Annotated in this window: 21 protein-coding genes and 1 pseudogene; 4 read left to right on the top strand and 18 right to left on the bottom strand. The window is 66.4% G+C overall.

Features of this window, described 5'->3' with window-relative positions:
* Positions 1-2: 2 nt before the first annotated feature.
* On the bottom strand, positions 3-1,643 hold the full coding sequence (gene ybaL, locus FHS96_RS03820; RefSeq protein WP_429588061.1) for a YbaL family putative K(+) efflux transporter: 1,641 nt from the start codon (positions 1,641-1,643) through the stop codon (positions 3-5).
* A gap of 138 nt (positions 1,644-1,781) precedes the next feature.
* Here ybaL and FHS96_RS03815 point away from each other — a divergent pair, with 138 nt between their 5' ends.
* On the top strand, positions 1,782-3,578 hold the full coding sequence (locus tag FHS96_RS03815; protein WP_429588059.1) for a cation:proton antiporter domain-containing protein: 1,797 nt from the start codon (positions 1,782-1,784) through the stop codon (positions 3,576-3,578).
* 38 nt (positions 3,579-3,616) lie between these two features.
* On the opposite strand, the gene alaS is transcribed toward FHS96_RS03815, so the two are convergent.
* Entirely contained in the window at positions 3,617-6,274 is a 2,658-nt protein-coding gene (gene alaS / locus FHS96_RS03810) for an alanine--tRNA ligase (protein ID WP_429588057.1), read from the bottom strand.
* 83 nt (positions 6,275-6,357) lie between these two features.
* Positions 6,358-8,133, bottom strand: coding sequence for a hypothetical protein (locus tag FHS96_RS03805; protein WP_429588056.1), 1,776 nt, complete (start codon positions 8,131-8,133; stop codon positions 6,358-6,360).
* A 133-nt stretch (positions 8,134-8,266) separates the two neighbouring features.
* On the opposite strand from FHS96_RS03805, the gene FHS96_RS03800 reads away from it, so the two are divergent.
* Positions 8,267-10,060 (top strand): MBL fold metallo-hydrolase, encoded by a 1,794-nt coding sequence (locus FHS96_RS03800; protein ID WP_429588054.1) that lies wholly within the window; start codon positions 8,267-8,269, stop codon positions 10,058-10,060.
* 23 nt (positions 10,061-10,083) lie between these two features.
* Here FHS96_RS03800 and FHS96_RS03795 read toward each other — a convergent pair whose 3' ends face one another.
* From FHS96_RS03795 to FHS96_RS03745, 11 genes are read right to left on the bottom strand one after another with little or no spacing between them, the layout of a single operon-like run.
* Positions 10,084-11,745, bottom strand: a complete 1,662-nt coding sequence (locus tag FHS96_RS03795) for an FAD-dependent oxidoreductase (RefSeq protein ID WP_429588052.1) — start codon at positions 11,743-11,745, stop codon at positions 10,084-10,086.
* Between the two features lie 5 nt (positions 11,746-11,750).
* Positions 11,751-12,521 carry an anti-sigma factor family protein gene (locus FHS96_RS03790; protein WP_429588051.1) on the bottom strand — a complete coding sequence of 257 codons (771 nt, stop codon included), beginning with the start codon at positions 12,519-12,521 and terminating at the stop codon, positions 11,751-11,753.
* Entirely contained in the window at positions 12,514-13,086 is a 573-nt protein-coding gene (locus FHS96_RS03785; protein WP_429588049.1) for a sigma-70 family RNA polymerase sigma factor, read from the bottom strand. Before FHS96_RS03785 ends, FHS96_RS03790 begins: the two co-directional genes overlap by 8 nt.
* A 19-nt stretch (positions 13,087-13,105) precedes the next feature.
* The gene (locus FHS96_RS03780) at positions 13,106-14,437 is read right to left on the bottom strand and encodes a lipopolysaccharide biosynthesis protein (RefSeq protein ID WP_429588047.1); all 1,332 of its coding nucleotides are present in this window, start codon (positions 14,435-14,437) and stop codon (positions 13,106-13,108) included.
* 50 nt (positions 14,438-14,487) lie between these two features.
* The gene (locus tag FHS96_RS03775; RefSeq protein ID WP_429588046.1) at positions 14,488-16,545 is read right to left on the bottom strand and encodes an NAD(+) synthase; all 2,058 of its coding nucleotides are present in this window, start codon (positions 16,543-16,545) and stop codon (positions 14,488-14,490) included.
* Positions 16,542-17,081 (bottom strand): CinA family protein, encoded by a 540-nt coding sequence (locus FHS96_RS03770; RefSeq protein WP_429588045.1) that lies wholly within the window; start codon positions 17,079-17,081, stop codon positions 16,542-16,544. The genes FHS96_RS03775 and FHS96_RS03770 overlap by 4 nt, the downstream gene beginning before the upstream one ends.
* Before the next feature lie 55 nt (positions 17,082-17,136).
* Positions 17,137-17,565 (bottom strand): YbaN family protein, encoded by a 429-nt coding sequence (locus FHS96_RS03765; RefSeq protein WP_429588044.1) that lies wholly within the window; start codon positions 17,563-17,565, stop codon positions 17,137-17,139.
* A complete protein-coding gene (locus FHS96_RS03760) occupies positions 17,543-17,752 on the bottom strand; it encodes a DUF4169 family protein (protein WP_429588043.1) in 210 nt (69 codons plus the stop codon). Before FHS96_RS03760 ends, FHS96_RS03765 begins: the two co-directional genes overlap by 23 nt.
* A 59-nt stretch (positions 17,753-17,811) precedes the next feature.
* Positions 17,812-18,849 carry a sensor histidine kinase gene (locus tag FHS96_RS03755; RefSeq protein WP_429588041.1) on the bottom strand — a complete coding sequence of 346 codons (1,038 nt, stop codon included), beginning with the start codon at positions 18,847-18,849 and terminating at the stop codon, positions 17,812-17,814.
* Positions 18,849-19,292 carry a response regulator gene (locus FHS96_RS03750; protein WP_429588039.1) on the bottom strand — a complete coding sequence of 148 codons (444 nt, stop codon included), beginning with the start codon at positions 19,290-19,292 and terminating at the stop codon, positions 18,849-18,851. The genes FHS96_RS03755 and FHS96_RS03750 overlap by 1 nt, the downstream gene beginning before the upstream one ends.
* A complete protein-coding gene (locus tag FHS96_RS03745) occupies positions 19,289-20,773 on the bottom strand; it encodes a sensor histidine kinase (protein WP_429589598.1) in 1,485 nt (494 codons plus the stop codon). The genes FHS96_RS03750 and FHS96_RS03745 overlap by 4 nt, the downstream gene beginning before the upstream one ends.
* A gap of 131 nt (positions 20,774-20,904) precedes the next feature.
* On the opposite strand from FHS96_RS03745, the gene FHS96_RS03740 reads away from it, so the two are divergent.
* Positions 20,905-21,429, top strand: coding sequence for a hypothetical protein (locus FHS96_RS03740; protein ID WP_429588038.1), 525 nt, complete (start codon positions 20,905-20,907; stop codon positions 21,427-21,429).
* On the opposite strand, the gene FHS96_RS03735 is transcribed toward FHS96_RS03740, so the two are convergent.
* The 4 genes and pseudogenes from FHS96_RS03735 to FHS96_RS03720 all read right to left on the bottom strand — a co-directional run.
* Positions 21,395-22,045 carry a M23 family metallopeptidase gene (locus tag FHS96_RS03735; RefSeq protein ID WP_429588037.1) on the bottom strand — a complete coding sequence of 217 codons (651 nt, stop codon included), beginning with the start codon at positions 22,043-22,045 and terminating at the stop codon, positions 21,395-21,397. The genes FHS96_RS03740 and FHS96_RS03735 overlap by 35 nt on opposite strands.
* Positions 22,042-23,139 (bottom strand): L,D-transpeptidase family protein, encoded by a 1,098-nt coding sequence (locus tag FHS96_RS03730; RefSeq protein ID WP_429588036.1) that lies wholly within the window; start codon positions 23,137-23,139, stop codon positions 22,042-22,044. The genes FHS96_RS03735 and FHS96_RS03730 overlap by 4 nt, the downstream gene beginning before the upstream one ends.
* A gap of 63 nt (positions 23,140-23,202) precedes the next feature.
* The gene (locus tag FHS96_RS03725; protein ID WP_429588035.1) at positions 23,203-24,258 is read right to left on the bottom strand and encodes an AI-2E family transporter; all 1,056 of its coding nucleotides are present in this window, start codon (positions 24,256-24,258) and stop codon (positions 23,203-23,205) included.
* Positions 24,259-24,360: 102 nt separating this feature from the next.
* Positions 24,361-25,089 (bottom strand): annotated as a pseudogene (locus FHS96_RS03720) (aldehyde dehydrogenase family protein); the annotation flags it as partial.
* 176 nt (positions 25,090-25,265) lie between these two features.
* Between FHS96_RS03720 and dapB the strand changes: the two are divergent.
* On the top strand, positions 25,266-25,994 hold the full coding sequence (gene dapB / locus FHS96_RS03715; RefSeq protein ID WP_429588034.1) for a 4-hydroxy-tetrahydrodipicolinate reductase: 729 nt from the start codon (positions 25,266-25,268) through the stop codon (positions 25,992-25,994).
* Positions 25,995-26,002 lie beyond the last annotated feature (8 nt).

Here is a 26,002-nt window from a genome sequence, read left to right as displayed (position 1 = left end):
GATCAGCCGCCCTCCACCGTTCTGCCGACCACCGCCTCGTCGACCATCTTCCGCGCGATCTCACGCTCGCCCATGATCGTCAGGTCGGCCCCTTTGGCGGCGAGGTGCACGATCTCCGCATCGCTGTGCGCGCGCGCGATGATGCGCAGGCGCGGATTGAACGAGCGCGCCTGCTCGACGATCTGCCCGGCCTCGAAGCATTGCGGGATCGCGACGAACAGCAGCCGCGCATTAGCGATGTCGGCGCGCGCCAGCATGTCGGCGCTGGCGGCGTTGCCGACCAGCACCTCAACGCGTGGCTGATCGGTCGGCAAGCCGGTGATATCAGCCTCGGTCTCGATCACCGTAAGCCGCTCACCCGCCGCGATCAGCGTCTTCGCAACCGTCGCCCCGACCCGGCCGTAGCCAACCAGCACGACATGGCCGGTCGGCGTCGGCACAGTGCCGCCGATGCCGGCGCCGGGCTCGACCGCCAGCGCCTTGCCCGCGAAGCGATCGATCGTCGAGAACAGCAGCGGGTTGATCATGATCGAGAGGATCGCGCCCGCCAAAATCAGATCGCGGGCGTCGCCGTTCAGCAGATCGAGCGAGGAGCCAAGCGTTGCGAGGATGAAAGAGAACTCGCCGATCTGCGCAAGGCTGGCGGCGATGGTCAGCGCCGTGCGCGTAGGCCGACGGAACAGGCGCACGATCAGGAAAGCCGCAACCGATTTGCCGATGATGATGATCGCCAGCGTGCCCAGCAGCGCGAGCGGCTGATCCGCCACGACGTGCGGATTGAACAGCATGCCTACGGACACGAAGAACAACACGGCGAACGCATCACGCAGCGGCAGCGTCTCTTCCGCAGCGCGCTGGCTGAGCGGAGATTCGGCGAGGATCATGCCTGCGAAGAAGGCACCGAGCGCGAAGGACACACCGAACAGCAGCGCCGCACCGAACGCGATTCCCAGCGCGATCGCCAGCACCGCAAGCCGGAACAGCTCGCGCGAGCCGCCATGTGCGACGAGATGAAGCAACCACGGCACGGCGCGCCGGCCGATGATCAGCATGAAGGCGACGAACGCGATGACCTTGCCGATGGTGATCGCAAGCGTGGTCAGCAGGGCCACGCCGCTGCCGCCATGCGCAATCGCAGGCAACAGCACCAGCGCCAGCACCATCACCAGATCTTCGACGATGAGCCAGCCGACCGCGATGCGGCCACGCTCGGTATCGAGGATCCGGCGGTCCTGAAGCGCCCGCAGCAACACCACCGTGCTGGCGACAGAAAGCGCAAGCCCGAAGACGAAGCCCGTCGCGACGCTCCAGCCCAGCAGCCATGACAAGCCCATGCCGAGCAGGATGGCGACGCCGATCTGGCCGATCGCTCCGGGGATGGCGATCGTCCGAACCTCCATCAACTGCTTCAGCGAGAAATGCAGGCCGACACCGAACATCAGCAGGATCACGCCGATTTCGGACAGTTCGCTTGCCAAACCCTGATGCGCGACGAACCCGGGCGTGAACGGGCCAACGGCGATCCCCGCAACCAGATAGCCGATCAGGGGCGACACACGTGCGCGATGCGCGATCGTTCCGAAGATGAAGGCAAGCACGATCCCGCCGACGATGGTGGCGATCAGCGGCGTGGCATGGGGCATTCGGCAGGCTCTCGTCAGGGGGTCGGCTGGATAGGCTAACCAACCAACGCGAGGGGATCGAGCCTGATCCGAAATAATGTTGCAGCGCACCGTTTATTGGCCTGACAAGCCGCGAATCTTCACGTTAAGACGGTGCCCATGGCTGGCGAACTCCACACACTGAAGGGCTTGGGCGACACTCTGGTGGTGCTGGGCGCTGCGGGAATTGTCATTCCCGCCTTCGCGCGCTTCCGGATTAGCCCGGTGATCGGTTTCATTCTCGTTGGGCTTTTGGTGGGTCCGCACGGCCTGGGTTCTCTGACCGATCAATACCCGTGGATCCGCCACGTTACGATCACAAGCCCCGAGGCCATCCAACCCTTTGCCGAGTTCGGCATCGTACTGCTGCTGTTCACCATCGGCCTAGAACTTTCATTCAAACGCCTGTTTCAAATGCGAAAACTTGTTTTCGGGGTAGGTGCCGCCGAGCTTGCTCTTTCCGGACTTATCATCGGCATAGCGTTGTGGCTGATGGGCCAAGGCTGGGCTGGTGCCATGGGCCTGGGCCTGGCGCTTGCCCTGTCCTCCACGGCCCTCGTGCTGCAAATGGTCGGAACTTCGGGGCCGGTGGGCCGCCCGGCCTTTGCGATGCTGTTGTTCGAGGATCTGGCGCTGGTGCCGATCATCTTCGCGCTGGGCGTGCTCAGCCCGCACGCGCAGGATGCGGGATGGGACGGCTTGCTGCGCACGCTGTGGATCGGCGTACTCACCGTCGGCGCGCTGCTGCTCGCCGGGCGGTTCCTGCTGCCCAGCCTGTTTGCGCAAGCGGCCCGCACCAAGAGCCCGGAACTGTTCCTTGCGGTCAGCCTGCTCACCGTCATCCTCGCGAGCCTCGCCACCACCGCCGCCGGCCTCTCACCGATCGTCGGCGCGCTCCTCGCGGGGCTGCTGATCGCCGAGACCGAATATCATGGCGAGGTCGAGGTGATGACCGCGCCGTTCAAGGGCCTGGCGCTCGGCGTGTTCCTGCTGACAGTGGGCATGAGCCTGGATTTCCGCGTGATTGGCGCCAACTGGCTGCCGCTCGCGATCGCGGTCGTCGGCGTAGTGCTGGTGAAGACGGTGGTCACCACCGGCATGCTGCGGCTGATGGGCATTCGTCTGGGAACCGCAGCCGAAACCGGGCTGCTGATGGCGGCACCATCGGAAACCACGTTGATCGTGCTCTCCGCGGCGACCGCGGCAGGGTTGATCATGCCGTCCACTGCCGCCTTCTGGCAGATCGTCACCGCAATCGGCCTCACCATCACGCCGATCCTCGCCAAGATCGGTCATGACGTCGCCCGCCGGATCGAGTTGCGCGACGATGGAGATGGCGGGATGCCGGGCGAAACCGGCGAGGAACCAGGCACGGTGATCATCGGCTTCGGTCGCGTCGGTCGGCTGGTAGCGGACATGCTCAAGGCGCACAGCCGGCCGTTCATCGCGGTCGAGGCGAACATCGACGCCGTCACCGCGGCGCGGCGCGACGGTTATCCGGTGATCTTCGGCGACGTCGCCCGCTCGGAACTGGTCGACAAGCTCAACCTTGGGCGTGCCGAGGCGCTGGTGCTGACGATGGACGATCCGGTGCTGACCGTGCGCCTCACCCGCCGCGTGCGCAGTTGGGTGCCGGACCTGACGATCGTCGCGCGCGCACGCGATACCGATCATGCCGCGCAGCTTTACCGGGCAGGCGCCACCGAAGCGGTGCCCGAAACGCTCGAAAGCTCGCTACAGCTTTCCGAAGCGGTGCTGGTGGAACTGGGTGTCGCGATGGGCCCGGTGATCGCGTCGATCCATGACAAGCGCGCCACCTTCCGCGACCGCATCAGGGACGATGCGAAACTCGACCGCGAACCCCGCATCGGCCGCCTCAGGCGCGCCGACGTGGTGGAGGAGAAGCCAGCGGGGTGATCGACTCCCTCTCCGCAAAGGGAGAGGGAGTGATCGTATCACGCCGCCGCGGCTTGCCCTTCCAGCACGCCGCGCACCGCCGCAATCGCGGCATCCGCCTGCGCACCATCGGGTCCGCCGCCCTGCGCCATGTCCGGCCGGCCGCCGCCGCCCTGCCCGCCCAGCGCCGCAACCGCCGCCTTGACGAGATCGACTGCGCTCACCGCCTTGACGAGATCGGTAGTGACGCCGACCGCGACCGAGGCGCGGCCGTCATTCACCGCAACCAGCACGGCGATGCCCGAACCGAGCTGCGTCTTCATGTCGTCGACCGCACCGCGCAGCCCCTTGGGATCGAGCCCCTCGACGACGCGGGCGAGCAGCGCATGACCGCCAACCGTCTCGGGTCCGGCCGCCTCGGCCTTGCCGCCGCCCATCGCCAGCGCCTTCTTCGCATCGGCCAGTTCGCGTTCGAGCCGGCGGCGATCCTCCATCAGGCTCAGCACGCGCGCCGGCACATCGTCCGGCGCGGTCTTGAGCGCGGCGGCAACTTCCTTCAGCCGGTCGTCGCGCGCGACCAGCCACTGGCGCGCGGCCTCGCCGGTCAGCGCCTCGATGCGACGCACACCGCTCTGCACTGCGCCTTCGGAAACGATCTTGAAGATTGCGATATCGCCCAGCGCATCGACGTGGGTGCCGCCGCACAGTTCAACCGAATAATTCGCTTCGGCACTGCGCCCCATCGAGAGTACGCGAACCTCGTCGCCATATTTCTCGCCGAACAGCGCGAGCGCGCCAGCGGCAACCGCATCGTCCGGTGTCATCAGCCGCGTCATCACCGCTTCGTTGCCACGGATCTGCGCGTTCACATCGGCCTCGACATCGGCAATCTCGGCCGGGGTCAGGGCGCTGGGATGCGAGAAGTCGAAACGCAGTCGATCGGGCGCAACCATGCTGCCCTTCTGCGTCACATGGCCGCCGAGCCGGTTGCGCAGCGCGGCGTGGAGCAGGTGGGTGGCGCTGTGATTGGCACGGAGCTGCGCGCGGCGCTCAACATCGATCGCCAGCTTGACGGTTTCGCCGACGGCGATCGCACCCTTCTGGATCAAGGTGCGATGCGCGTGCAGGCGGCCGAGCGGCTTTGAGGTATCCTCCACCAGCCCCTTGAACCCGGCATCATTGGCGATCGTGCCGGCATCGCCCATCTGGCCGCCGCTTTCGGCGTAGAACGGCGTCTGGTTGGTAACGATCAGCACCTGCTGGCCGGCCTCTGCCATTTCGACGCGCGCACCATCCTTGACGATCGCGACGACCTGCCCCTCGCCTTCGCTGGCGGCATAGCCGGTGAACTCGGTACCACCGGCCTCCTCGGCGATATCGAACCAGACCTCGTCAGAAGCTTTCTCGCCCGAGCCCTTCCAGGCTTCGCGCGCCTTGCGCTTCTGCTCGGCCATCGATTCCTCGAAGCCGGCGCGATCGACCGACAGGCCGCGCGGACGCAGCGCATCCTCGGTCAGGTCATAGGGAAAACCGAAGGTGTCGTAGAGCCTGAACGCGGTGGCGCCTGGCAGCGTGTCGCCCTCGCCCATCGTCGCGGTCGCTTCATCGAGCAGCCGCAGGCCATTGGCGAGCGTCTTGCGGAAATTGACTTCTTCCTGCTGCAGAGTCGCCTCGATCAACGGCTGCGCGCGGACCAGTTCGGGGAAGGCAGCGCCCATCTCGGCGACCAGCGCCGGCACCAGCTTGTGCATCAGCGGTTCGGCAGCGCCCAGCAGGTGCGCATGGCGCATCGCCCGGCGCATGATCCGGCGCAGAACATAGCCGCGGCCCTCATTGGCGGGCAGCACGCCGTCCGCCACGAGGAAACCAGCGGAGCGGAGATGATCGGCGATCACGCGATGGCTCGCCTTGTTGTCGCCGTCGGTCGGGGTCTTGGTCAGCGCGCCCGATGCCTCGATCAGCGCGCGGAACGTATCCGTGTCATAATTGTCGTGAACGCCCTGCAGCACCGCGGCCAGACGCTCCAGCCCCATGCCGGTGTCGATCGACGGGCGCGGCAGCGGCGTGCGGCTGCCGTCCGCCGACTGCTCGAACTGCATGAACACGAGGTTCCAGATCTCGACGAAGCGATCGCCATCCTCTTCCGGCGATCCCGGCGGGCCGCCCCAGATATGGTCGCCATGATCGAAGAAGATCTCCGAACAGGGTCCACACGGCCCGGTATCGCCCATCGACCAGAAATTGTCGTTGGTGGCGATGCGGATGATGCGACTCTCGGGCAGGCCCGAAATCTTGCGCCACAGATCGAACGCTTCGTCATCGGTGTGATAGACGGTGGTCGTCAGGCGATCGGGCGAGATACCCCATTCCTTGGTGATCAGGGTCCAGGCGTGGTGGATTGCCTGTTCCTTGAAATAATCGCCGAAGGAGAAGTTGCCGAGCATCTCGAAGAAGGTGTGATGCCGGGCGGTGTAGCCGACATTGTCGAGATCATTATGCTTGCCGCCGGCGCGGACGCATTTCTGGCTGGAGGTCGCGGTGGAATAAGGCCGCTTTTCCAGCCCGGTGAAGACATTCTTGAACGGCACCATCCCCGCGTTGACGAACATCAACGTGGGATCGTTGTGCGGCACCAGCGGCGCAGACGGCACGCGGGCATGGCCCTGCCCCTCGAAATAGTCGAGGAAGGAACGGCGAATGTCGTTGGTCGATGTCATAGCGTGCGACTTAGGCGAGCACTTCGGCGCGTACAAGCGGCGGCTTGACGCTTGCGCGGTCGATGACCGCGGACTTTCCGCCGTCAAAGGTAGGGAAGCATCTTCATCGCCTTCTTCTCGGGCAACGTCAGCGCGGTCTCGATCAGCGCGATGCGGGCCTCGCAGATCGTCGTCGGGCTGCCCTCTCTGTCCAGTCCTGCGGAGAAATCAGCCACGCTCATCCCGGCACGCCTGGCGGCCGCTGCCATCGTATCGCCATCGATCCAGAACTTGCCGTCACCTTCCTCAGCACGCATCTTGCCGCGCGTCTCGATCAGGATGCGATACTGTGCAGCGCGGTAGCGTCGGTCGAATTCGAGCGGCAGCAGCTTGCGGCCGAGCAGTTCGTCCGCGCAATCCTGCGGGGATAGGCCCGCGCGGCGGACGGCCTCAATCCGGATGCGCAAGAGATCGGATAGCGCGGCACGGCTCGCCTGTTCCACGATGCGTGGAAAGCGCTGCCTCAGATGATCGTCGACATGGCTGACGAACATGTCCCGCCTTTCGCCGGCGGCCTTGTCATCCTGCCAGATCCTTTGGAGATCTTCGAGCAATTCGGGATTGCTCTTGGCCAGATCCTCCGGCCGATAAGCGCCATTGCTGGCCCATTCGATTGCGGCGGGAATATCTTTCGCGGGGGCATCGAGTTGGTAGGCTCGAGCCTCGATCGATGCCGGCACGGACACCGGAACAGGATCGCCATTCCCTGCAGACGAGAAGATCCTGAGCAGGTTGAACGCGAGGATCAACCCCGCGATCACCAGCCCGCTCGTCGCGCCGCCACTGCTTCCGCCACCCTGCGCCTCCCAGAGCTGGACCCGGTACCAGTCGAACGATTGTTCGAGCTGCGGATGGTTCTGCCTGATCATCGCGAGCAGTTCGAGCACGCGCTTGCGGCCTACCCAGCCGCGGCGCGACCCCGCATCCGCCGGCGTCATGAGTTCGCGCCACGCCCGGCGATAGCGATGCCCCGGCACCTGCACCGCCTCAGCGAAAGAAAGCGCGCCGATCCGCGCGGTGATGTGCGCGATCGCCGGGGTTTCGCCGACCTCATCGGCCTTCGCCATCCAGCCGAAGCGCTCCGCGACAGTCACGAGTAAAGGATCCGAGCGCGGTACCGATCCCGCCAATACCTCGCTCAGCCAGCGCTCGACATCGCCATAATAGCCAAGCTCACCCATGCGCGGATCGGCGAAGACCCGGTTGAGATGCGCCATCCACAGCGCGATATCCTCGGCCGACATGGGCCCGGCGTCATCGCCCTCTTCGGGAAACAGAACTGCGGCCATCGCCTGATAATCATCGTCGGTGACCATCGCCGGAGGAACGACGCGGCTGTCTCCAGCCGCAATGTCGAGTTCGGGGACCCACCATCGGCTCCGATCCAAACGCAGCGTCTCGCCCGAACCATGATCCTCACGCGCGAAGGGCGGAGTCGCGGAAATGCCAAGCTCTTCATCGGGAAGGGGCGCCCTCGTGATGACGCCATGATCGGCATCCACATCGACCAGAACCGGCCCCATCAGATCATATCCGGCGGATCTTTCCGCCACGCACGAGCCATCATCCGAGACCGCAGGCAGGTCGGCCGATTCGTCTGGCTCGTCCACTCCAACAGCCGCATCGCAATCGGCCGCCCATGCCAGCGCTTCCTCACGCGCGGCGCGCAACTCGGCGAAAGCCTCGGCATCCTCGCCGACATCGCTCTCCTTCATTCGGCGCGCATAGGCGCGCCGTATCTCAATCGAGTCGGTGGTGGGTGCGATGCCGAGCACCGCCCACATGTCGCCACCGATCACCAGGCTTCCCCGCTGCCGCATTCCCCACCCCGAACCGCAGTCTCCCACGCGCCGCACCATCGGGCGTTTCGTTGTCAGGTCAAGCAGCGTTGCCAAGACATCGCCGTTCAACCGCGATATGGGATAACAGCGCGTAGCGGTTGGGGAGAATCGGATGCAGGTTCGTTTCTGGGGAACGAGGGGCTCGATCGCCAAGCCGGGGCCTTCCACCGTGCGCTATGGCGGCAACACCTCCTGCGTGGAGGTGCGGTCCAAGGCGGGCACGCGGATCGTGATCGATTGCGGCACCGGCGCGCATGCGCTAGGCCAGTCCATCCTCGCCGAAGCCGCCGGGCGGCCGACGCGCGGCGCGATCCTGATCAGCCACACCCATTGGGATCATATCCAGGGCATCCCCTTCTTCGCTCCGCTGTTCGCGCCAGGACATCATTGGGATTTCTATGCGCCGCGCGGCTTTGGAGACAGCCTGCGCGATACGCTCGCCGGGCAGATGGACTTCACCTATTTCCCGGTCACTCTGGAAGCGTTCGGTGCCGAGGTCGGCTATCACGACCTTGGCGAAGGCAGCTTCACGATCGACGATGTCCGCATCACGACGCGCTTCCTCAACCACCCCGCGCTCACCCTCGCCTACCGGCTGGAATGCGATGGCGCGAGCCTGGTCTATGCCTGCGACCATGAGCCGCACAGCCGCGCGCTGGCGAAGGCGGAAGGGCCGATCCACGGGCAGGATCTCGACCATAGCGCCTTTCTCGCGGGCGCCGACCTCGTCATCCACGATGCGCAATATACCCCCGCCGAATATGACGCGAAGATCGGCTGGGGGCACAGCACACCGCATTATGCCGCGATGGTCTGCCGCGCGGCGGGTGTCGGCCGCCTCGCCTTCACCCACCATGATCCGATGCGCACCGACGCCGATGTCGATGCGCTGGTCGCCGAGTTGCAGCGCGATGGCGAGGGCCAGGAGCCGCTGGAGATCATCGCAGCCGCCGAAGGCCTGACGATTGCAGTCGAGGGGCGCACCATTGCGGCGGCGGATCCGGCCCCGAGCGCGCTGGCGCCGGCACCGGCGGCAGCCGCCGATGCACCGCCGCTCGTGCTCGTCGTCGCCAATGATCTCAGCGCCGATGATCCGCTGCGCCAGGCGCTTGACGATGAGCAGCTTCGCACCGCCTTCGCGGCCAGCGCGGCGGCGGTGCCCGAACTCGCGGCGGCCAAGGGGCCCGCGCTGCTGATCGTCGATGATGATCGCCGTCCCGTCGGCATCGACACGCCCGAAGCGGCGGAACAGGTGGTCGCCGAAGTTGCGACCGGCCTGCCGCCGCCCCTGATCGTCGCCAGTTCGGGCGCGAAGCCGGCGCAGCGCGTGCTGCCGCCCGATGGCGACTGGATCGAACGCCCCTTCTCGCGCGAATTCGCCCGCGCACGCATCCGCACCGCGCTCACCCGCAGCGAGTTCCGCTGGGTCAGGCCGCCCCTACCCGAGAATGAGGCGGAACGGCTACAGGCGCTGCTCGCCACCGGGCTGCTCGACAGCCCGCGCGAGGAACGATTCGATCGCATCACCCGCCTCGCCGCCGCGCTGTTCCGCGTACCGGTCGCGCTCGTCTCGCTGATCGACACCAACCGGCAATGGTTCAAGTCCTGCGTTGGGCTCGATGCCACAGAAACCTCCCGCGAAGTTTCATTCTGCGCGCATGCCGTCGCCGACGGCGGGATGCTCGTCATCCCCGATGCGCTGCAGGATCGGCGTTTCGCCGATAACCCCGCAGTGACCGGGGGCCTGCATGTCCGCTTCTATGCGGGTGCACCGCTGCGGCTGGCGGCGGGCGGCTGTGCGGGCACGCTATGCATTGTTGACGTGCGTCCCCGCGCGTTCGATGACACCGACCGCGCCCGGCTGAGGGACCTCGCCGACCTGCTGGAGCTCGAGATCAACCGCTGAGGCGGTGCGCGCGGCGTGATTCGTCAGCGCATCCACTGGCCGGAGCCGGCACCCGCCTGACGGGGGAGATCCAACGCGTCCTGATCCGACGGCAGGCTGCGGCCGAACTGGCCGAGGATCGAGTCCGCGGTGCGCATGGCCAGCGCGATGATCGTCAAGGTCGGGTTCGCCCAGCCGGAGGTCGGAAACAGCGCGCTGCCGGCGACATGGAGATTGTCGATGCCGTGAACGCGACCGAACGCATCAGTCACGCCCGCGCGCGGGCTATCCGCCATGCGCAGTGTGCCCATGTGGTGATAGCCGCCGATCGGGTGCGAACTGATCAGCGGATCGGTCGCCCAGTCGCGCGCGCTGTCGCCCAGCCAGGGCGCGGGTTCGACCCGGCCGAGCCCCAGCCGCTCGGTCTCTCGGCCGAGCGCCGCGACAAGGCCTGCGATGCTGTGCTTGTCGATTGGGCTTGTCCGCCAATCGAGCTTGACGCGAGGCACGCCCGCCGCATCGACATCGTCGGCCAGCATCACCCGGCTGGCCGGGTTGGGCGCCTGTTCGGCGCGCACCACCAGCGCAACATCGAGCCGTCCGAGCCGGTTGAGAAGCCAGGGGCGGAAAGGATCAGACAGTGCCTGCGCCTGGTTCACGACCCGCTTGGTCAGTTTCCACAGTGATCGGCCCTGCCGCGTCGGCGCGGTTCGGTGCTTGGCATGCAGATAGGCACGCATCAGCAGCGCTTCCTGCGCCTCTTCCGGACGGCGGCCGGCGATGGTGAGCGAGGTGTTGAGCAGCCCCTCACGCGCCTGCAGCGCCGCGGACGGCGCGAGCAGCGCCGCAAGCTTTTCCCCATTGAGTTCGCGCTTCTGGAACGCCGCGAGCAGCTGCCACGCCGCGCCATCGACGATGCGACCGCCGCGCGCATGCGGATGCTCCATGAAGAAACGGCCGACAAGATCATGGCCGTTGCCCAGCCCACGCGACATCACCGAGCGCGAGGCGAGCATCAGCCGCGGCGATTCGATGCCGCCGGCCGCGAGCACATGATGGCCGGCACGCACCTGCAGCCGGCGCCCTGACAGCGCGACGACATCGAGCCGCTCGATCCCGCGTCCTGACGGCGCCGCGACAATCTCCCGCACAGTCGCGTGGGTGACGACGGTGCAGCGCGGATGATCAACGAGATCCCGACAGCGCGCGAACGAGAAGCGATCGAACTGGTCGTCGAAGCTCCACAGCGGCGTCGCCAGTTCGGCGCGTGACAGCCGCGCGAGCACGCCGCCGAGTTCCGCGGCATCGGGCACCTGCGGCCTGAGCCCAAGCGCAGCGCGCGCCTCGGCATAATAGGGGCGCAAGGTCTCGACGGCGAACGGCCAGCCCGAATGCGGCACCCAGCTGCGGCGGGCGAAGTCGATCGGATCGAATTCGGCGCAGCGGCCACCCCAGATCGCGGTGGTGCCGCCGAAGAAGCGCAGCCGGGCGTCGCGCAGATCGTAATAATCGCGGCCGACGCTCTCGCCGTCGTTGAGATCGGCGATCGCGGCTTCCCAATCGAGCCCACCACTTTCAAGCAGAACGACCGAACGGCCGCCGGCAAGCAGCCGCCGCGCCATCGTGATACCGGCCGCGCCGCCGCCGATCACCGCAACGTCTGCGGCAACGCTGTCCGGCGCGTCTGAGAGGAGGTCGATATGCATAGGCGTCAGTCCAGGCGATTGTCGGCTAGGTCTTCGGCGGCGACATCCAGCGCCTCCGGGCTGTCCATGCCCGTCAGGGCATAGGCGATGTCGCCGTGCCGCCAATAGGCGACCGAGGCGTCGCCCTTGCGGACGACAACCGGCCGCAGCGGGGCAGAAGCAGCGTTGCGCACCGCGAAGATCGAAACCGGCTGCCCGGCCGTGGTGCGCGCCATGATCTGCAGCGCCGGGCCATCGTCGGACGGGAAGATCTGGACGTCGGTGATCCGCCAGTGATCCGGCAGCGCCGGCACGCGGATCTGGGTGGAACGCATCACGTCACCGGCATCGAACACGCTGATTTCGGGCTGCGACACCATGGTTTCGCGCAGCAGTCCCGTGCGGAACGAGGTGACCGCATCGCTGACATAATCGGGCGCGCTGGCGGAAACCTCCATCGGCGGGCCGACCAGCATGACCCCGCAGAAGACCGCGGCCAGCGCGCCGAGCGCCCCGAGCCGGGCGGGCGAAAAGAAACGCGCGACCACCCAGCGACGGCGCTGGCCGCCAACGAGCCGGGCGGCGAGCTGGTCCGCGGTGGCCACCAAATCCGGCGCGGGATCGTGCGGCTCGGCATGGGCGAGGCGCAGCGCGGTGCGCGCGCGCATGTCCGCCAGCATTCGCGCTGCCGCCTCGGGGCAGCGGGCAAGATGATCCTCGACGGCAAGGCGCCGTTCTGGTTCCAGTTCCCCATCAAGATAGGCGTCTAGCTCGACGTCGCTCACCCGATCACGCATCACGTCCCCCAATCAGGCGCAGGCGGGGTTCGTCCGGCAGGCTGCCCGCATCGCGCAGTGCTGCGCGCGCGCGGCCCAGCCGCGACATCACCGTGCCGATCGGGATCGACAGCGCGTCGGCGGTCTCACGATAGCTGAGCCCCTCGATCGCCACGAGGTGAAGCACCGCGCGCTGAGGCTCTGGCAACGCTGCGAAGCGCGCGGAAATATCGCGCAGCAGTAACGCCTGCTCCTGCTCGCCCTCGTTCACATCATCGCTGCGTGCCTGCGCCAATCCCTCGAGTCCGCGCCGTTCGACGGCCGCATGGCGTCGACCGGAAATGAACTGATTATGAACGATAGCAAGCAGCCAGGACTTTAGCGAAGCGCCGTGCCGAAATGTCGAGGCGCCCTCGATTCCGCGCAACAATGACTGCTGAACGAGGTCATCTGCGGCAACCGCATCATGGACGAGCGAGCGCGCATATCGGCGCATTGCCGCAAGATGCTTGGCTACATCGACCGAAAACGCGTCACTCATATGCCATATACGCCCAGGCCGTTGGTTTAATCCGGGCGACGGCAAAAAAATCAGCGCATGGACTTCACGCCGCCTCCCCTACGGAGACGCGCTCGACGCGCACCATCCGCATTGCGGCAATTCCCGAGAGAAACGCGCCCAGCAAACCCATTCCGATGAACGCCCAACCCGCGCCGATCAACCCGTCGATCGGCAACCGCCAGACCATCAGCGCGACGAACAGGGCGGCTGAGACGATTGCGACCGCAAGCGGCACGCCAGGGCGCCCCAATGCGAACATGATGGGATCCGCTGGAAAGGCCAACACGCGGATCGTGGTCCCCGCCCCCACCGCGACCAGCACCGGCGCCGCCGCCACGAATTCGCGACCGAATACGGCATCGACGATCAGCGGCCCGAGCAGCCAGATCAGCCCGGTGACGAGAATGCCGACGCCGAACGCGGCCAGCCCGGCGCGCACCGCTGCACGGCTGAGCCGCTCCCATGACCGCGCCGCGATCAGCCGCGCGAGATCGGGGTAGAGCGCCTGGTTCATCAATTCGATGGGCTTGATCATGCCGGTGCCGAGTTCACGCGCAATGCGGAACAGGCCGGCAGCGGCGGGCCCCAGCAGCCAGGCAACGATCATCACCGCAAGCTGGGTCGGCACCAGTTGCACCGAACTGTTGAGGTTGGAAAGGATGGCGAAGCGCCACATCCCCGGATTGGCGTCCGACAGCCCGCGCAGCGATGGCGTGAGCCCGGTCAACAAATCATGACGCCACGCCTCGCGCCACGCAAGGAAGCCTCCGGCAAGCGCGCCCAGCCAGCCGGCGACGACCCAAGCCGCGATATACCAGGCCAGCCCCGCGCCGGTCAGCGCGAGGATGGCGATCAGCACCAGCCGGAATGCCGGGGTGATCACCGCCTGCGCCGTCAGCAGATCGAACCGGTTGAGCAGCCGCAGGATCGCCTTGGGGGTGGCGATCGAATTGGCGAAGGCGAGCGGTGCGGCGCATTGCGCGAGAAAGACGAGATCAGGGCCCCATCCCAGCCGCCCGGCCATGAACGGTGCTGCGATCACCGTGGCCAGGGCGGCGAGCGCCGAGGCGCCGATATCGAGCAAGGTGCCTGCCTTGAACAGCGCCTGCACTGCGGGCAGATCCCGCGAATTGAGGTGCGGCACCCCATAGCGGATGATTGCCTGGTTGGATTCAAACTGGGCGAGCCCGGTCAGCAGCATCACCTGCGCGACCACCACCGAGAACACGCCGAACCCCTCCAGCCCCAGCCCACGCGCCGCCATCGCGAAGGTGCCGAGTTGCATGACGCCGGCGGCGGTCTTGCCCCCCAGTAACAAGCCAGCGTTGCGCACCGCGCGTTTGAGAATGCCGCCCTGCGGATGGGGGTGAGTCATGGCCGGGTCTTTAGGCTTCGCACGTGCGAAAGCCATCGGAATCCATGCGATCACTCCCTCGAACGCAGCGCGCGCTCCAGTTCCGCCAGCCATGCTGCCGCGGTGCCGTCCGATGGCGCGCGCCAGTCACCACGCGGCGACAGCGCCGCGGCGCCGGAAACCTTCGGACCGTTCGGGATGGCGGAGCGCTTGTACTGGCTGATCTGGAAGAAGCGGAACAGGAAGTTGTTCAGCCAGTGCCGGATGGTCGGCAGATCATAGGCGTTCCGACCGCTTTCGGGGAAATCGATCGGCCAGCTTCCCCGCTCCGCATCCCGCCAGGCATGCCAGGCGAGAAATGCCACCTTCGACGGCGGCAGCCCGAAGCGCGCGATGTAATGGAGGAAGAAATCGTTGAGTGCATAGGGTCCGATCTTGCTCTCCGTGCTCTGCAACGCGCCGCTCGCATCCGCCGGCACCAGTTCGGGTGAGATCTCGGTGTTGAGGATCGCGGTCAGAATCCGATCGGTCTCGGCATCGAACTGATTGCTCTGCACACACCAGCGGATCAGATATTGGATCAGCGTCTTGGGCACGCCGCAATTGGCGGCATAATGGCTCATCTGGTCGCCAACGCCGTAGGTGCACCATCCAAGTGCCAATTCCGACAAATCGCCGGTGCCGACGACGAAGCCGCTGCGCTGGTTGGCAAGGCGGAACAGATAGTCGGTGCGCAGCCCCGCCTGCACATTCTCGAACGTAATGTCGTAGACCGGCTCGCCCGCAGAAAAGGGATGCCCCATGTCCGTCAGCAACTGCCGCGCGGCCGGACGGATATCGATTTCCTCTCCGGTCACCCCCAGCGCGTTCATCAGCGCCCAAGCGTTGCCCTTGGTGCCGTCACTGGTCGCGAAACCGGGCATCGTGAAGCCGAGTATGGTCGAGCGGGGCAACCCCATGACGTCGCACGCCTTGGCGGCGACGATCAGCGCATGCGTTGAATCGAGCCCGCCCGAAACGCCTATTACCATCGTCTTGCCGGAGGTGGCGCGGAAGCGGCGGACGAGCGCCTCCACCTGGATGTTGAAAGCCTCGTAGCAATCGTCGTCGAGCCGCTGGGGATCGTCCGGTACGAACGGAAAGCGCCGCACCTTCCGCTCCAACCCAACATCCTTGAGTACGACGCGATGATCGAACGTCACGCGGCGGAAGCCCCGCTCAGGATGGCCAGCGGCAACTGCGGCGTCATTGAAGGTACCGGTGCGCATCCGTTCGAGCCGCAGCCTCTGCACGTCGACATCGGCATAGATGATCTCGGCATCGTTGCCGAAGCGCGTCGATTCGGCGAGCAGATCACCCAGCTCGTGAATCATCGCCTGCCCGTCCCACGCCAGGTCGGTCGTGCTTTCCCCTGGCCCCGCCGCCGAATAGGCATAGGCGGAGATCGTCCGCATCGACTGTGCGGCGGAGAGCAGCGCACGGTCGCGCGCCTTGCCGATGATGATGTTGGACGCGGAAAGGTTGCACAGGATCAGCGCCCCGGCGAGCGCGCCCGCGGTGGAGGGCGGCGTCGGCGCCCAATAATCCTCGCAGATCTCGACGTGGAAGCTGAAGTCAGCAAGATCGGTAGCGGCGAAGATCAGGTCCGGGCCGAAGGGCGCGGTCTGCCCCGCCACTTCGATATCGAGCCCGGTGAGCCCCGCGCCTGCCGCGAACCAGCGCTTCTCATAATATTCGCGATAATTGGGCAGGTAGGATTTGGGCACAACACCCAGAATGCGGCCGCGCGCGATCACCACCGCGCAATTGTAGAGCCGCCCTGCCCGCTGGAGCGGCGCGCCGACCAGCATCACCGGTGCGATGTCGATGCTCGCCGCGACGATGCGCGCGATGCCGGCACGCACCGCCTGCTGCACCACATCCTGCAGATGGAGATCGTCGATCGCGTAGGATGAGATGTTGAGTTCGGGGAAGATCAGCAGATCCGCCGCCTTCGCGCTGGCCAGACGGGCGAGCGCGATCGTCGCCTCGACGTTGGCGGCGACGTCTCCCACGCTGGCGACCGGCGTCGCGGCGGCGACACGGACGAAACCGTGCGCATGGATCGAACTGAACTGCACTGGCTTCATCCAATCGCCTCACGCATCATTCCAAGTGCGGTGCGCAGGCATTCGATGCGCACCGGTCCCCGCCCGATATCACCGAAATGCGCCTCGCGGTGAACAACCGGTGCGCCTTCGCGCGCGCAGGCGAAATGGACAAGCCCGGCTTCGTCCCCCGGCTTGGCCGGGCCGGCAAAGCCGGTGACGGCCAGCGCGATGTCCGCATGCGAGGCCGCCAGCGCACCGCGGGCCATGGCAATCGCAACCTCGCGGCTCACCGCGCCGCAGCGGTCGATTTCGCCAGGCGCTACGCCGAGCAACTCGCACTTCGCTTCCTCGCTATAGACCACGAAGCCGCGCTCGAACGCGTGGGACGCGCCTTCCACGTCCGTCAGCAGCGAGGCGATCAACCCGCCGGTGCAGCTTTCGGCGGTGGCAAGGCGGAGCGATCGTTCGCATGCCGCTTCCAGCACAGCGGCGGCCATGCGTTCGACGTCGGGCGGCAACGCGGATGACAGGGTTTCGGCGGTATCCGTCTGTTCTTGCGTTGTTTCAGTCTCCATCGGCTTCAACTCGGCGATCTCACCGATCCCCGCAATATCCCATGTTGATCATGGATCAGCGCGCACGCGGTGCAGGGCGCGAAACGACATAGGCCATGCATCCCGCAAAGATCGCGAGCACGGCGGCGCCCAGCGGCAAGGACGGATGGGCGCGCCAGACGAAGGTCGCATAACCGATGATCATGCCGATCACCGCGGCAAGCTTGCCACGCCAGGGGATTGCGCCTTCCTCACGCCAGCTCCGCACGGACGGGCCATAGCGCGGATGATCGAGCAGCCACGCCTCAAGCTTGGGCGATGAGCGGGCGAAGCAGGCTGCAGCGAGGATCAGGAAGATCGTGCCCGGCATCACCGGCAGGATGACGCCGACGATGCCGACGGCGACGAAGAACAGCCCAAGCGCGGCCCACAACCGCCGTCGCACCGACTCGCCGAGCCGGCGTGGTGGCGGAACGCGATCGTCACCCCCGGGTGTGATCGGCATCCTCCTCGGGGCCTTCGCGGCGGGCACCCTCGAGCAGCGCCTCGCGCCGCGCCTGTTCATTGCTGTCGGCACGCCGTTCGGCGGGCGTGCGGCCGAACTTCGCGCGGTTCGCCGCAGCCGCCGTCTCGGCGGTCGCGCGGGCCTTCGCCTTGCGCGCCAGTCTGAGGTTCACGACTTCGCCCATCATTCGTCCGATCGCCAGTCCGTCAGCGTCTTAGGCGCCGGTGCCGTTGCAACGCAATCGCATTACGCCGCGGCAGCGAGCACCACGCGGAAACCCGGGCCGCCATGATTGTAGCGCAGTTCGGCGCCGAGCGTCTGCGCCATCGCACCGATCAGCTTGGAGCCGAGCCCGGTGCCCTTGGCGCCCGCCCCCTCGGCGACGCCGCAGCCATCATCCTCGACCGCCACGGTGAAGCGATCGGCGCCATCGACGCCCAGCAGCACCCGCACCTGCCCGGCAACGTCCGGCGCATAGGCATATTTGCAAGCGTTGCTGACCAGTTCGTTGACGATGATGCCCACTGCGACCGCCTTGTCGGTAGCCAGCCGCACCGGCTGCGCATCCAGCCTGATGTCGCGCGGCGCATCGGGGGTCGACCAAGTCTCGCTCAACTCGGCGAGTAACGAGGCAAGATATTCAGCCATGTCGACGCTCTGCACCGAATCGGCGGTGTACAGCCGGCGATGAACCTGCGCGATCGCCTGGATGCGCCGCTGTGTGTCGGTCAGCGCCGCGCGCGCGGCCTCGTCGGTCAGCACGCGTGACTGCATGGCGACAAACGCCGAAACGATCTGCAGGCTGTTGGCGACGCGGTGGTTGACCTCGGCGAGCAGCGCCTGCAGCCGCTCATTGCTCTCCCGCAGGCTGGCCTGTGCCGCCTCGTGCGCGCGGCGCAACCCTTCGGTGGTCAGCGCCTGTTCGATCGCGCGGGCGAGCAGGTCGAAGAAATCGTCGTTTACCGACTTCACGACATAGTCGATCGCGCCGGCCTTGAGCGCAGCGACTGCAAGCCGGCTCTCGTCCGATCCGGTGACGAAGATCACCGGCGGCGGCACGGCGAGTTCGCGTAGCGCCGCGAGCGTCTCCAGCCCGTCCTGTCCCGGCATATAATGATCGACCGCAACGAGATCGAAGCTCTCGGCCGCCGCCATCGCCACACCTTCGACGCCATCCGCGGCAAGCGCCACCTGATAGCCGGCACGCTCCAGCGCCCGCCGGGTCAGCCGGCGAAGCCCTTCATCATCGTCGATATAGAGGATCTTCGGGAGCGACGCGTTCATCAATCCTCGGCGATTTCCGGCACCTGAATCACCGACAGGAACAAGCCGAGCTGGCGGATCGCGTCGGCAAAGCTCTCATAATTCACCGGTTTGGTGATGTAGACGTTGCAGCCGAGATCATAGCAGCGCTGAATCTCCAGCTTGTCGTCGGTCGTGGTCAATACCACCACCGGCGCGCGCTTCAGCGGCCCCTCTCCCTTGACCTTCGCCAGGATATCGATGCCGCTCATGTCCGGCAGGTTGAGGTCTAGCAGGATCAGCGCCGGGCCGTTGTGGACCGGGCCACTCGGATCCTCGTAGAGGAACTGCAGCGCCGAGGTGCCATCGAGGAAATGCTTGATCGGATTCGAGATACCTGCGCGGCGGATATTCTTCTCGATCAGGCGCGCATGCCCTTCATCGTCCTCGATCATGACGATGTTGACGGCTTGCTCACGAGTCATGGCCTAGGCCCCCTGTCACCCATAAAATGTACTGGAATATTGAGCGTGAAGGTTGAGCCCTCGCCGAACTCAGACTCCACTCCGATGGTGCCGCCTAGCCGATAGGCCAAAGCGCGCACATGCGCGAGGCCGATGCCCTCGCCCTGCTGATCCTGCACCCCGGAACGGCGGAACAGATCGAAAATACGGTCATGGTCGCGCTTCTCGATGCCACGGCCATTGTCCACGACATCGATCATAGCCCGGCCATGCTTCACTTGGCCAGTGATGCGGATCAAGCCGGGGCGGCCGGGCTTCAGATATTTGACCGCATTCTCGACGAGGTTCGACAAGATCTGTTCGATGGCGAGGCGATCGCTGACGACATCCGGCAGGTCGGTCGCGATGTCCACCGTCACGCCGAGTTCATCGATGCGGTGGCGCAGGCCGTCGACGATGCCGTGAACCAGCGCGTTCATGTCCAGTCGCTCGGGTGAGATCGTCCGCCGCCCCTCGCGCGACAGGCGCAGGATGGCGTTGATCAGCCGGTCCATCTTCTGCGTCGAGGTGCGAATGAAGCCGATCGCCTCGGGCAGATCCTCATCCACCGCCTGCCGGGCCTCGGCGCTGGCGATCGCAGGCGCCTCTGCGTCCACCTGGTCGAGCAGCGCGCGCATCGGCTTGATGGAGGCGTCGAGTTCGGCGGTGAAGCCCATCACATTGACCAGCGGCGAGCGCAGGTCATGCGAGACGATATAGGCGAAGCGCTGAATCTCGTCATTAGCGCGCTGGAGATCGACCGTGCGTTCGGCGACCGCGTCCTCGAGACTATCGTTGAGTTCGGCGAGCGCGTTGCGGGACGAAACGAGCGTGCGCGTGTAACGCCGCACGATCGTCAGCGAACCGATGCCGGTGACGATGATGAGGATCGCGGCCAGCGCCAGCACGCCATAGAGTATCTCGGTGCTCTCGCGGCGATCGCCGTCACGCTCGGCGAACAGCGCCCGCTCCGCGTCGAGCATCGCATCCGCCCGTTTGACGACCGCACGCGCGGCCGCCTGACGGGCGGCTTCGTCCGCCTCGGCACCACGCTGGCCAGGACGGAGCGAACGCTTGAAGAGACTGTCCATATGATCGGCCAGCCGCCGGAGTTCGGCGATATTGCCTTGCTGCCGGGGATTGTCCGCAGTGAGGCGCGAGGCGGCGTCGATCTCCAGATCAAGCCGCGCCGCGGCGGCAGCATAGCGTTCATGGGGCGCCATCCTGATGCGCAGCACTTCGCCACGCCGCGCGGTGCGCATCTCTTCCACCGAAAGTCGGATCTGGGCAATCTGCCGCTCGACATCGAAGCTGTGATTTACCCATTGGGTCTGCTCCTGCGTGCGCAGGAGCACCAGGGCTGCAGCGATGCCCGCGAGCAGCATCGCAGCGAAGCCTGCGACCATCAGCAGCAAAACACGCCGTGAGAAACGCCGTTCCGACGCGGCTTCCTGCTGATCCATTTCCGTCACCGCGACGCGTTAGGCCGGGAGTTGATCGTTGCCAACAAGCAAATGCGATTTGTCACGGGCCGAGGATCGGGAACATCATCGGCGTTGCCCGGTTTTCAGCAGCAATGCGGCGGAGACAGGCGATGCAGGATCGATCGACGCGGCTCATTCTTCATTGCGGGCGCCTGACGGCCATCGTCGTCGTGGGCGCCACGCTCGGCACGATGCTGGGCAATTTTGCGACCGGCGACGTCATCAGCAAGGCGATCGCGGAGCCGCCCGCGATCGATGAACCTTTTTCGCCACAGCCCGACGCCCAACCGGTCGCCGCGATCGAACCCGCGCCGCCGATCCGATCATGCATCGGCTGCGATCCACCGCCTTTCCGGCGCTGGTATGAAGGCGAGCAGGCGCGCATCGCCGCGCATCTTGCCGAGACCGATTACTCCGAGGGCGATGGCAGCTACGGCTATGACCGGTATGGCAATGTCTATTATGATGACGGTGCCTACGATGCACTGGCGCGTGGTCGCCCCGAACATCTCGCCGAAGAAAAGCCCACGCCGGAGCGCGTCGAAGTGGCGGCGGACGCCCCGGCGATACGCGTAACGGTGTCGCCGCGTGACCGGCCGCCTATCGAGCGCGCTTCAGTAACGGATATGGATTGACCGCATCTCCCTGATACCAGGGCTCCTCCGGCCGGGCATGATGAATGGCGAAATGCAGATGTGGTGCCGCTGGATCGGCATTGCCGGTCGAACCCACCGTGCCGATCGGCGCACCCCGCGCAATCACCATCCCCTCGCGGAGCCCCGGCGCATAGCCTGACAGATGCGCATAATAGTGGATCCAGCGCTTGTCGGGCGTGCGGATGTAGACCGTGTTGCCGCCGAGATCGCTGACGAACAATTTCTCGATACGCCCCGCCGTGGCAGCGACAACGGGTGTGCCGGCCGGCGCCAGAATATCGATCGCGTCGTGCACGCGTCCGCCCGACCGCGCCTCTGTGAAACTATCATATAAGGCGCTCCGACGAACCCCCGCGACCGGCACGGCCATCGGCCCGGCCAGATCCACCGGCAACCGCCGCTTGGCTGCCGACGCGGGAGCCGGCCCGGCGTCGGGCTGCGGCGCCGCCTTCGCCTTCGGCGCCTCGGGTGGCGCCGGGACGAAACGCATCCGTGCGGCGAGCTGGATGACGAGCAGCAGCGCCAGCGCGCCGCACACCATCAGCAGCCGGCGCCGCCGGACCGCCTTGGCGGGGGGCGGCACGGGTGTCGTCATGCTTGGAAGACCACGGTAATGCCGCCCTTCACCATCTGGGCGAGCCGGGCGACATCCCAGTTGGTCAGGCGCACGCATCCATGGCTCTCTGACCGGCCGATCGTTTGCGGCTCACTGGTGCCGTGAATGCCATAATGCTCCTTCGACAGATCGATCCATACCACGCCTACCGGGCTGTTGGGCCCGGGCTTGATCAATTTGTCTTCCTTGTGATCGCTGACATCCCAGAACAATTTGGGGTTATAGTGGAAATCGGGGTTGCGGCTGACGCCGTTCACCTTCCACGTGCCGATCGGGAGCGGATCATGTTCGCTGCCCATCGTCGCCGGCGCCTGCATCAACAGCTTGTCGTCCGCACCATAGGCGCGCAGCACGCCTTCGGACTTGTCGACGACGATGCGCGTCGCTTCCGGCTGCTTCGGCGGCACCGCCAACGTAACCAGCGTGCGGTTCCAGCCGCGCTCATCCTCGCCCAGCGCCGCCGGATCGATGTCGGCGACGTTAGGCACGCGGATCACCCGCCCCTCCCCCACCTTCGTCGTCGGACCGTTGAGCGCGACCAACGTCTCCGGCGTCGTGTGGAAGCGCTCCGCCAGCGCCTCCATAAGGCTGCGATAGCCGAGCGCCGGAAAATCGGCCTGCGCCGAAGTCTCGCGCGGCAGGTTGGGCACGAACGGGCCGGCGGCGAAGGCGGCGGGAATGCGCACCATGCGCGTGGCCGGCACATCCTTCCATTCAGCCAGCGCGGCGCGGGTCGGGTCGTCGAGCGTTCCCGTCTCGGTGAGCCCGCGCGATGCCTGGAAGCCGCGGAGCGCCAGCTTCAGGCTTGCACCCTCCTTGCCGTCGATCACGCCCGGCGAGATGCCGAGCCGATCAAGCACCACCTGCAACTGCAATGCCGGCGGATCGGCCTGTGCGCCCGGTGCCGGCGATGCGTCGGCGGGGGCATCGGCGAAGAGCAGCGCCGCGCCCGGGTTCGGCGCTGCGGCGGCCGGTGCGGCAGCGGCCGCGTCGCCACCGGCGTCGGGCTCCTTCACCGACACTTCGCAGCCGCCGAGCAGGACAAGAGCGATCAGGGGAATATAGGCCTTCAACGCGGCATCCTTTCGCTTGTGGTTCGGGTCTGCAACGCCCGAACTAGCGCAAAGGCTGCGCGATCAGCCCTCGCCGGCGATCCGGATCGGCTTGTTCAGCAATGTGCGCACATAGATGCGCTGCACGAACACATAGACGACGACAGTCAGCGGCGCCGCGAGCAGCACGCCGAGCGCCCCGAACAACATGCCGGCGCCCACCACCGCGAACAGCAACACCGCGGGCGGCACGTCTACTGCCTGCTTCTGGATCATCGGCTGCAGGAAATTGCCCTGGATCTGCTGGATGATCAGGAACAGCACGATCGTCCACAGAGCGGTAGCGGGCGAAACGGTGAAGGCGAGCAGCACCGCCGGGATGCCGGCCACGATCGGGCCGACCATCGGGATCACGTCGAGCAGCCCGGCGATCAGCCCGAGCCCGCCCGCCGCCGGTACGCCAAGCAGCATCAATCCCAGCCAGGTGAGCAGCGCGACCACCACCGACGACACCGCCTGGCCGATCATCCAGCCACGCAAGCCCCGCGAGGCATCGTCAAGCGCCTGCGCCACCGGCCCCTCGGCCCGTTGCGGCATCATCATCACCAGCCCGCGGCGGTAGACCGCCGGATCGCTGGCGAGGAAGATCGCGCCGACCAGCACCAGCACGAAATCGGCGACGCCGCTGCCGGCCGCAAGCACATAACTGCCCGCACGGGTGGCGAGCGCGCTGAGATCACTGCTGCCCTGATCGAACAGGCTGCGCACCTGATCGCCAATGCCGAAGCGGTTGAGTTGTGCCTCCACATTGGCGATGGCGGGCGGCAAACTTTGGCGGATCGTGTCGAACTGCTGGACGAGCTGCGATCCGAACAAGGTGAACACGCCGACGAAGATACCGAGCAAGGCAAAGACGGCGATCAACAATGCCAAACCGCGCGGAATTTTCGTGAGATCGCACAGCTTGCGCGCCAGCGCATCGAAGATGGTCGCGATCACGATTGCGGCGAACACCAGCATGAACAGCCGGGTAAGTTCGGTCAGCAGCGAGGCGACGCCAACGATCGCGATCAGCATCACGATCACCACCGCGACCCGGCCATAGCTCCAGCCCTCGCGCGTGCTCTGCCTGTCACTCATGTCCTCGCCCCCTCATTCGTGCGCCGCCTTCGCGGCTGCACAAATCACCGCCGCCGCCGATGTTCCGCTTGCGCCATCAATTTGGCGAAGGCGAACGCCAGCTTACCGGAACTCACGCGCCACGTTCCGTCGCAGCGCGGCACCATAAGGCGGCTTCAATCCCGCCAGTGCGGCAATGTCGAGCTTTGGCTGGCGATAAACCGCTCCGGCGTGGGTGAACGTTCGAAACCCGTCCTGACCATGATAATGGTCCATGCCCGAAGCCCCGATGCCACCGAACGGCAGATCCTCCCTGCTGACATTAAACAGCACGTCCTTGACGGTCACCCCGCCGGAGATCGTACGATCGAGCACCAGCCGTTCCTCGGCGTGGTCGGTGCCAAAATAATAGAGCCCGAACGGACGGTCGCGCCGGTTTACATAGGCGATCGCCTCCTCGATCCGGCGATAGGGCCTGATCGGCAGGATCGGCTCGAAAATCTCCTCCTGCATCACCCTCATCCTGTCCGCCGGATCGAGGACCAGCGTCAGGGGCAGCTTTCGCGTGTTGGCGGCGGCGAAATCGTCGCCGGCGGGATTGACCTCCACCAGCCGAGCGCCCTTGGCACGGGCATCGTCGAGATGCGCGGCCAGCCGGCCGTGATGACAACCGTTAATCACCGCCCCATAGTCGGGATTGTCGATGAGCCGCGGATACATCGCCGCGGCCGTACGGCGCAGCCCTTCGGCCGCCTCATCGATACGATCCTCCGGCACGAGCATATAATCGGGCGCGAGGCAGATCTGGCCGGCGTTGAGCATCTTGCCCGTCGCGATGGCACGGCGCAGCCGATCCTTGCGCACGCTGGCAGACACCGGCAACGCGCCCTGAAAGTCCGCCCTCTGGCGATCGAGACAGTTCCGCACCCGCTTCTCCGTTTAGCCCGTTTGCGCCGTCTCGCCGCGCCCCCTGTCCAGCGCGCCCCTCCTGCCCTAAAGCGACGGCGATATTCACGCGAGGGAGCGGCATGACGGCGATCGGGATCATCGGTTCGGCAGGACGAATGGGGCGCGCGATCGCCGCCGCCGCGGACGAGGCAGGGGTGAGCGTTGCGGGCGGCATCGATGCCGGGGGCGACGTCGCCGCGCTCACCGATACAGCCGACCTGCTGATCGACTTCTCGGTGCCGGCCGCGCTGGAAGCGACGCTTGCCGCCGCCGTTGCCGCCAAAACCCCGCTGCTGATCGGCACCACCGGTCTCGAACCCGCGCATCACGCCGCGATCGATCGCGCCGCGGCCGCCATCCCGGTGCTGCAGACCGGCAACACCTCGCTGGGCGTCACCCTGCTCGCGGCACTTGTGCGCGATGCCGCGGCGCGGCTCGGGCCGGACTGGGACATCGAGATCGTCGAGATGCATCATCGCCACAAGGTGGATGCCCCCTCCGGCACAGCGCTGCTGCTGGGGCAAGCCGCGGCGGCGGGGCGCAACGAGGAACTGGCAGCGGTCGCCGATCGCGGGCGTGACGGCATCATCGGCGCGCGCCGCGAAGGGGCGATCGGCTTCGCCGCGCTGCGGGGCGGATCGGTGGCCGGCGACCATCAGGTGATCTTCGCCAGCGAGGGCGAGCGCATCGAGCTCGGCCATCGTGCCGAAAGCCGCGCGATCTTCGCGCGCGGCGCGATCAAGGGCGCGTCGTGGCTGCTCGGCCGGCCGGCCGGGCGCTACACGATGAACGACGTGCTCGGGCTGTGAAGCGCCAA

The sequence above is a fragment of the Sphingomonas zeicaulis genome (assembly GCF_050433225.1).
Taxonomy (GTDB): domain Bacteria; phylum Pseudomonadota; class Alphaproteobacteria; order Sphingomonadales; family Sphingomonadaceae; genus Sphingomonas_D; species Sphingomonas_D zeicaulis.
This window is presented reverse-complemented; position numbering and strand designations above follow the sequence as displayed.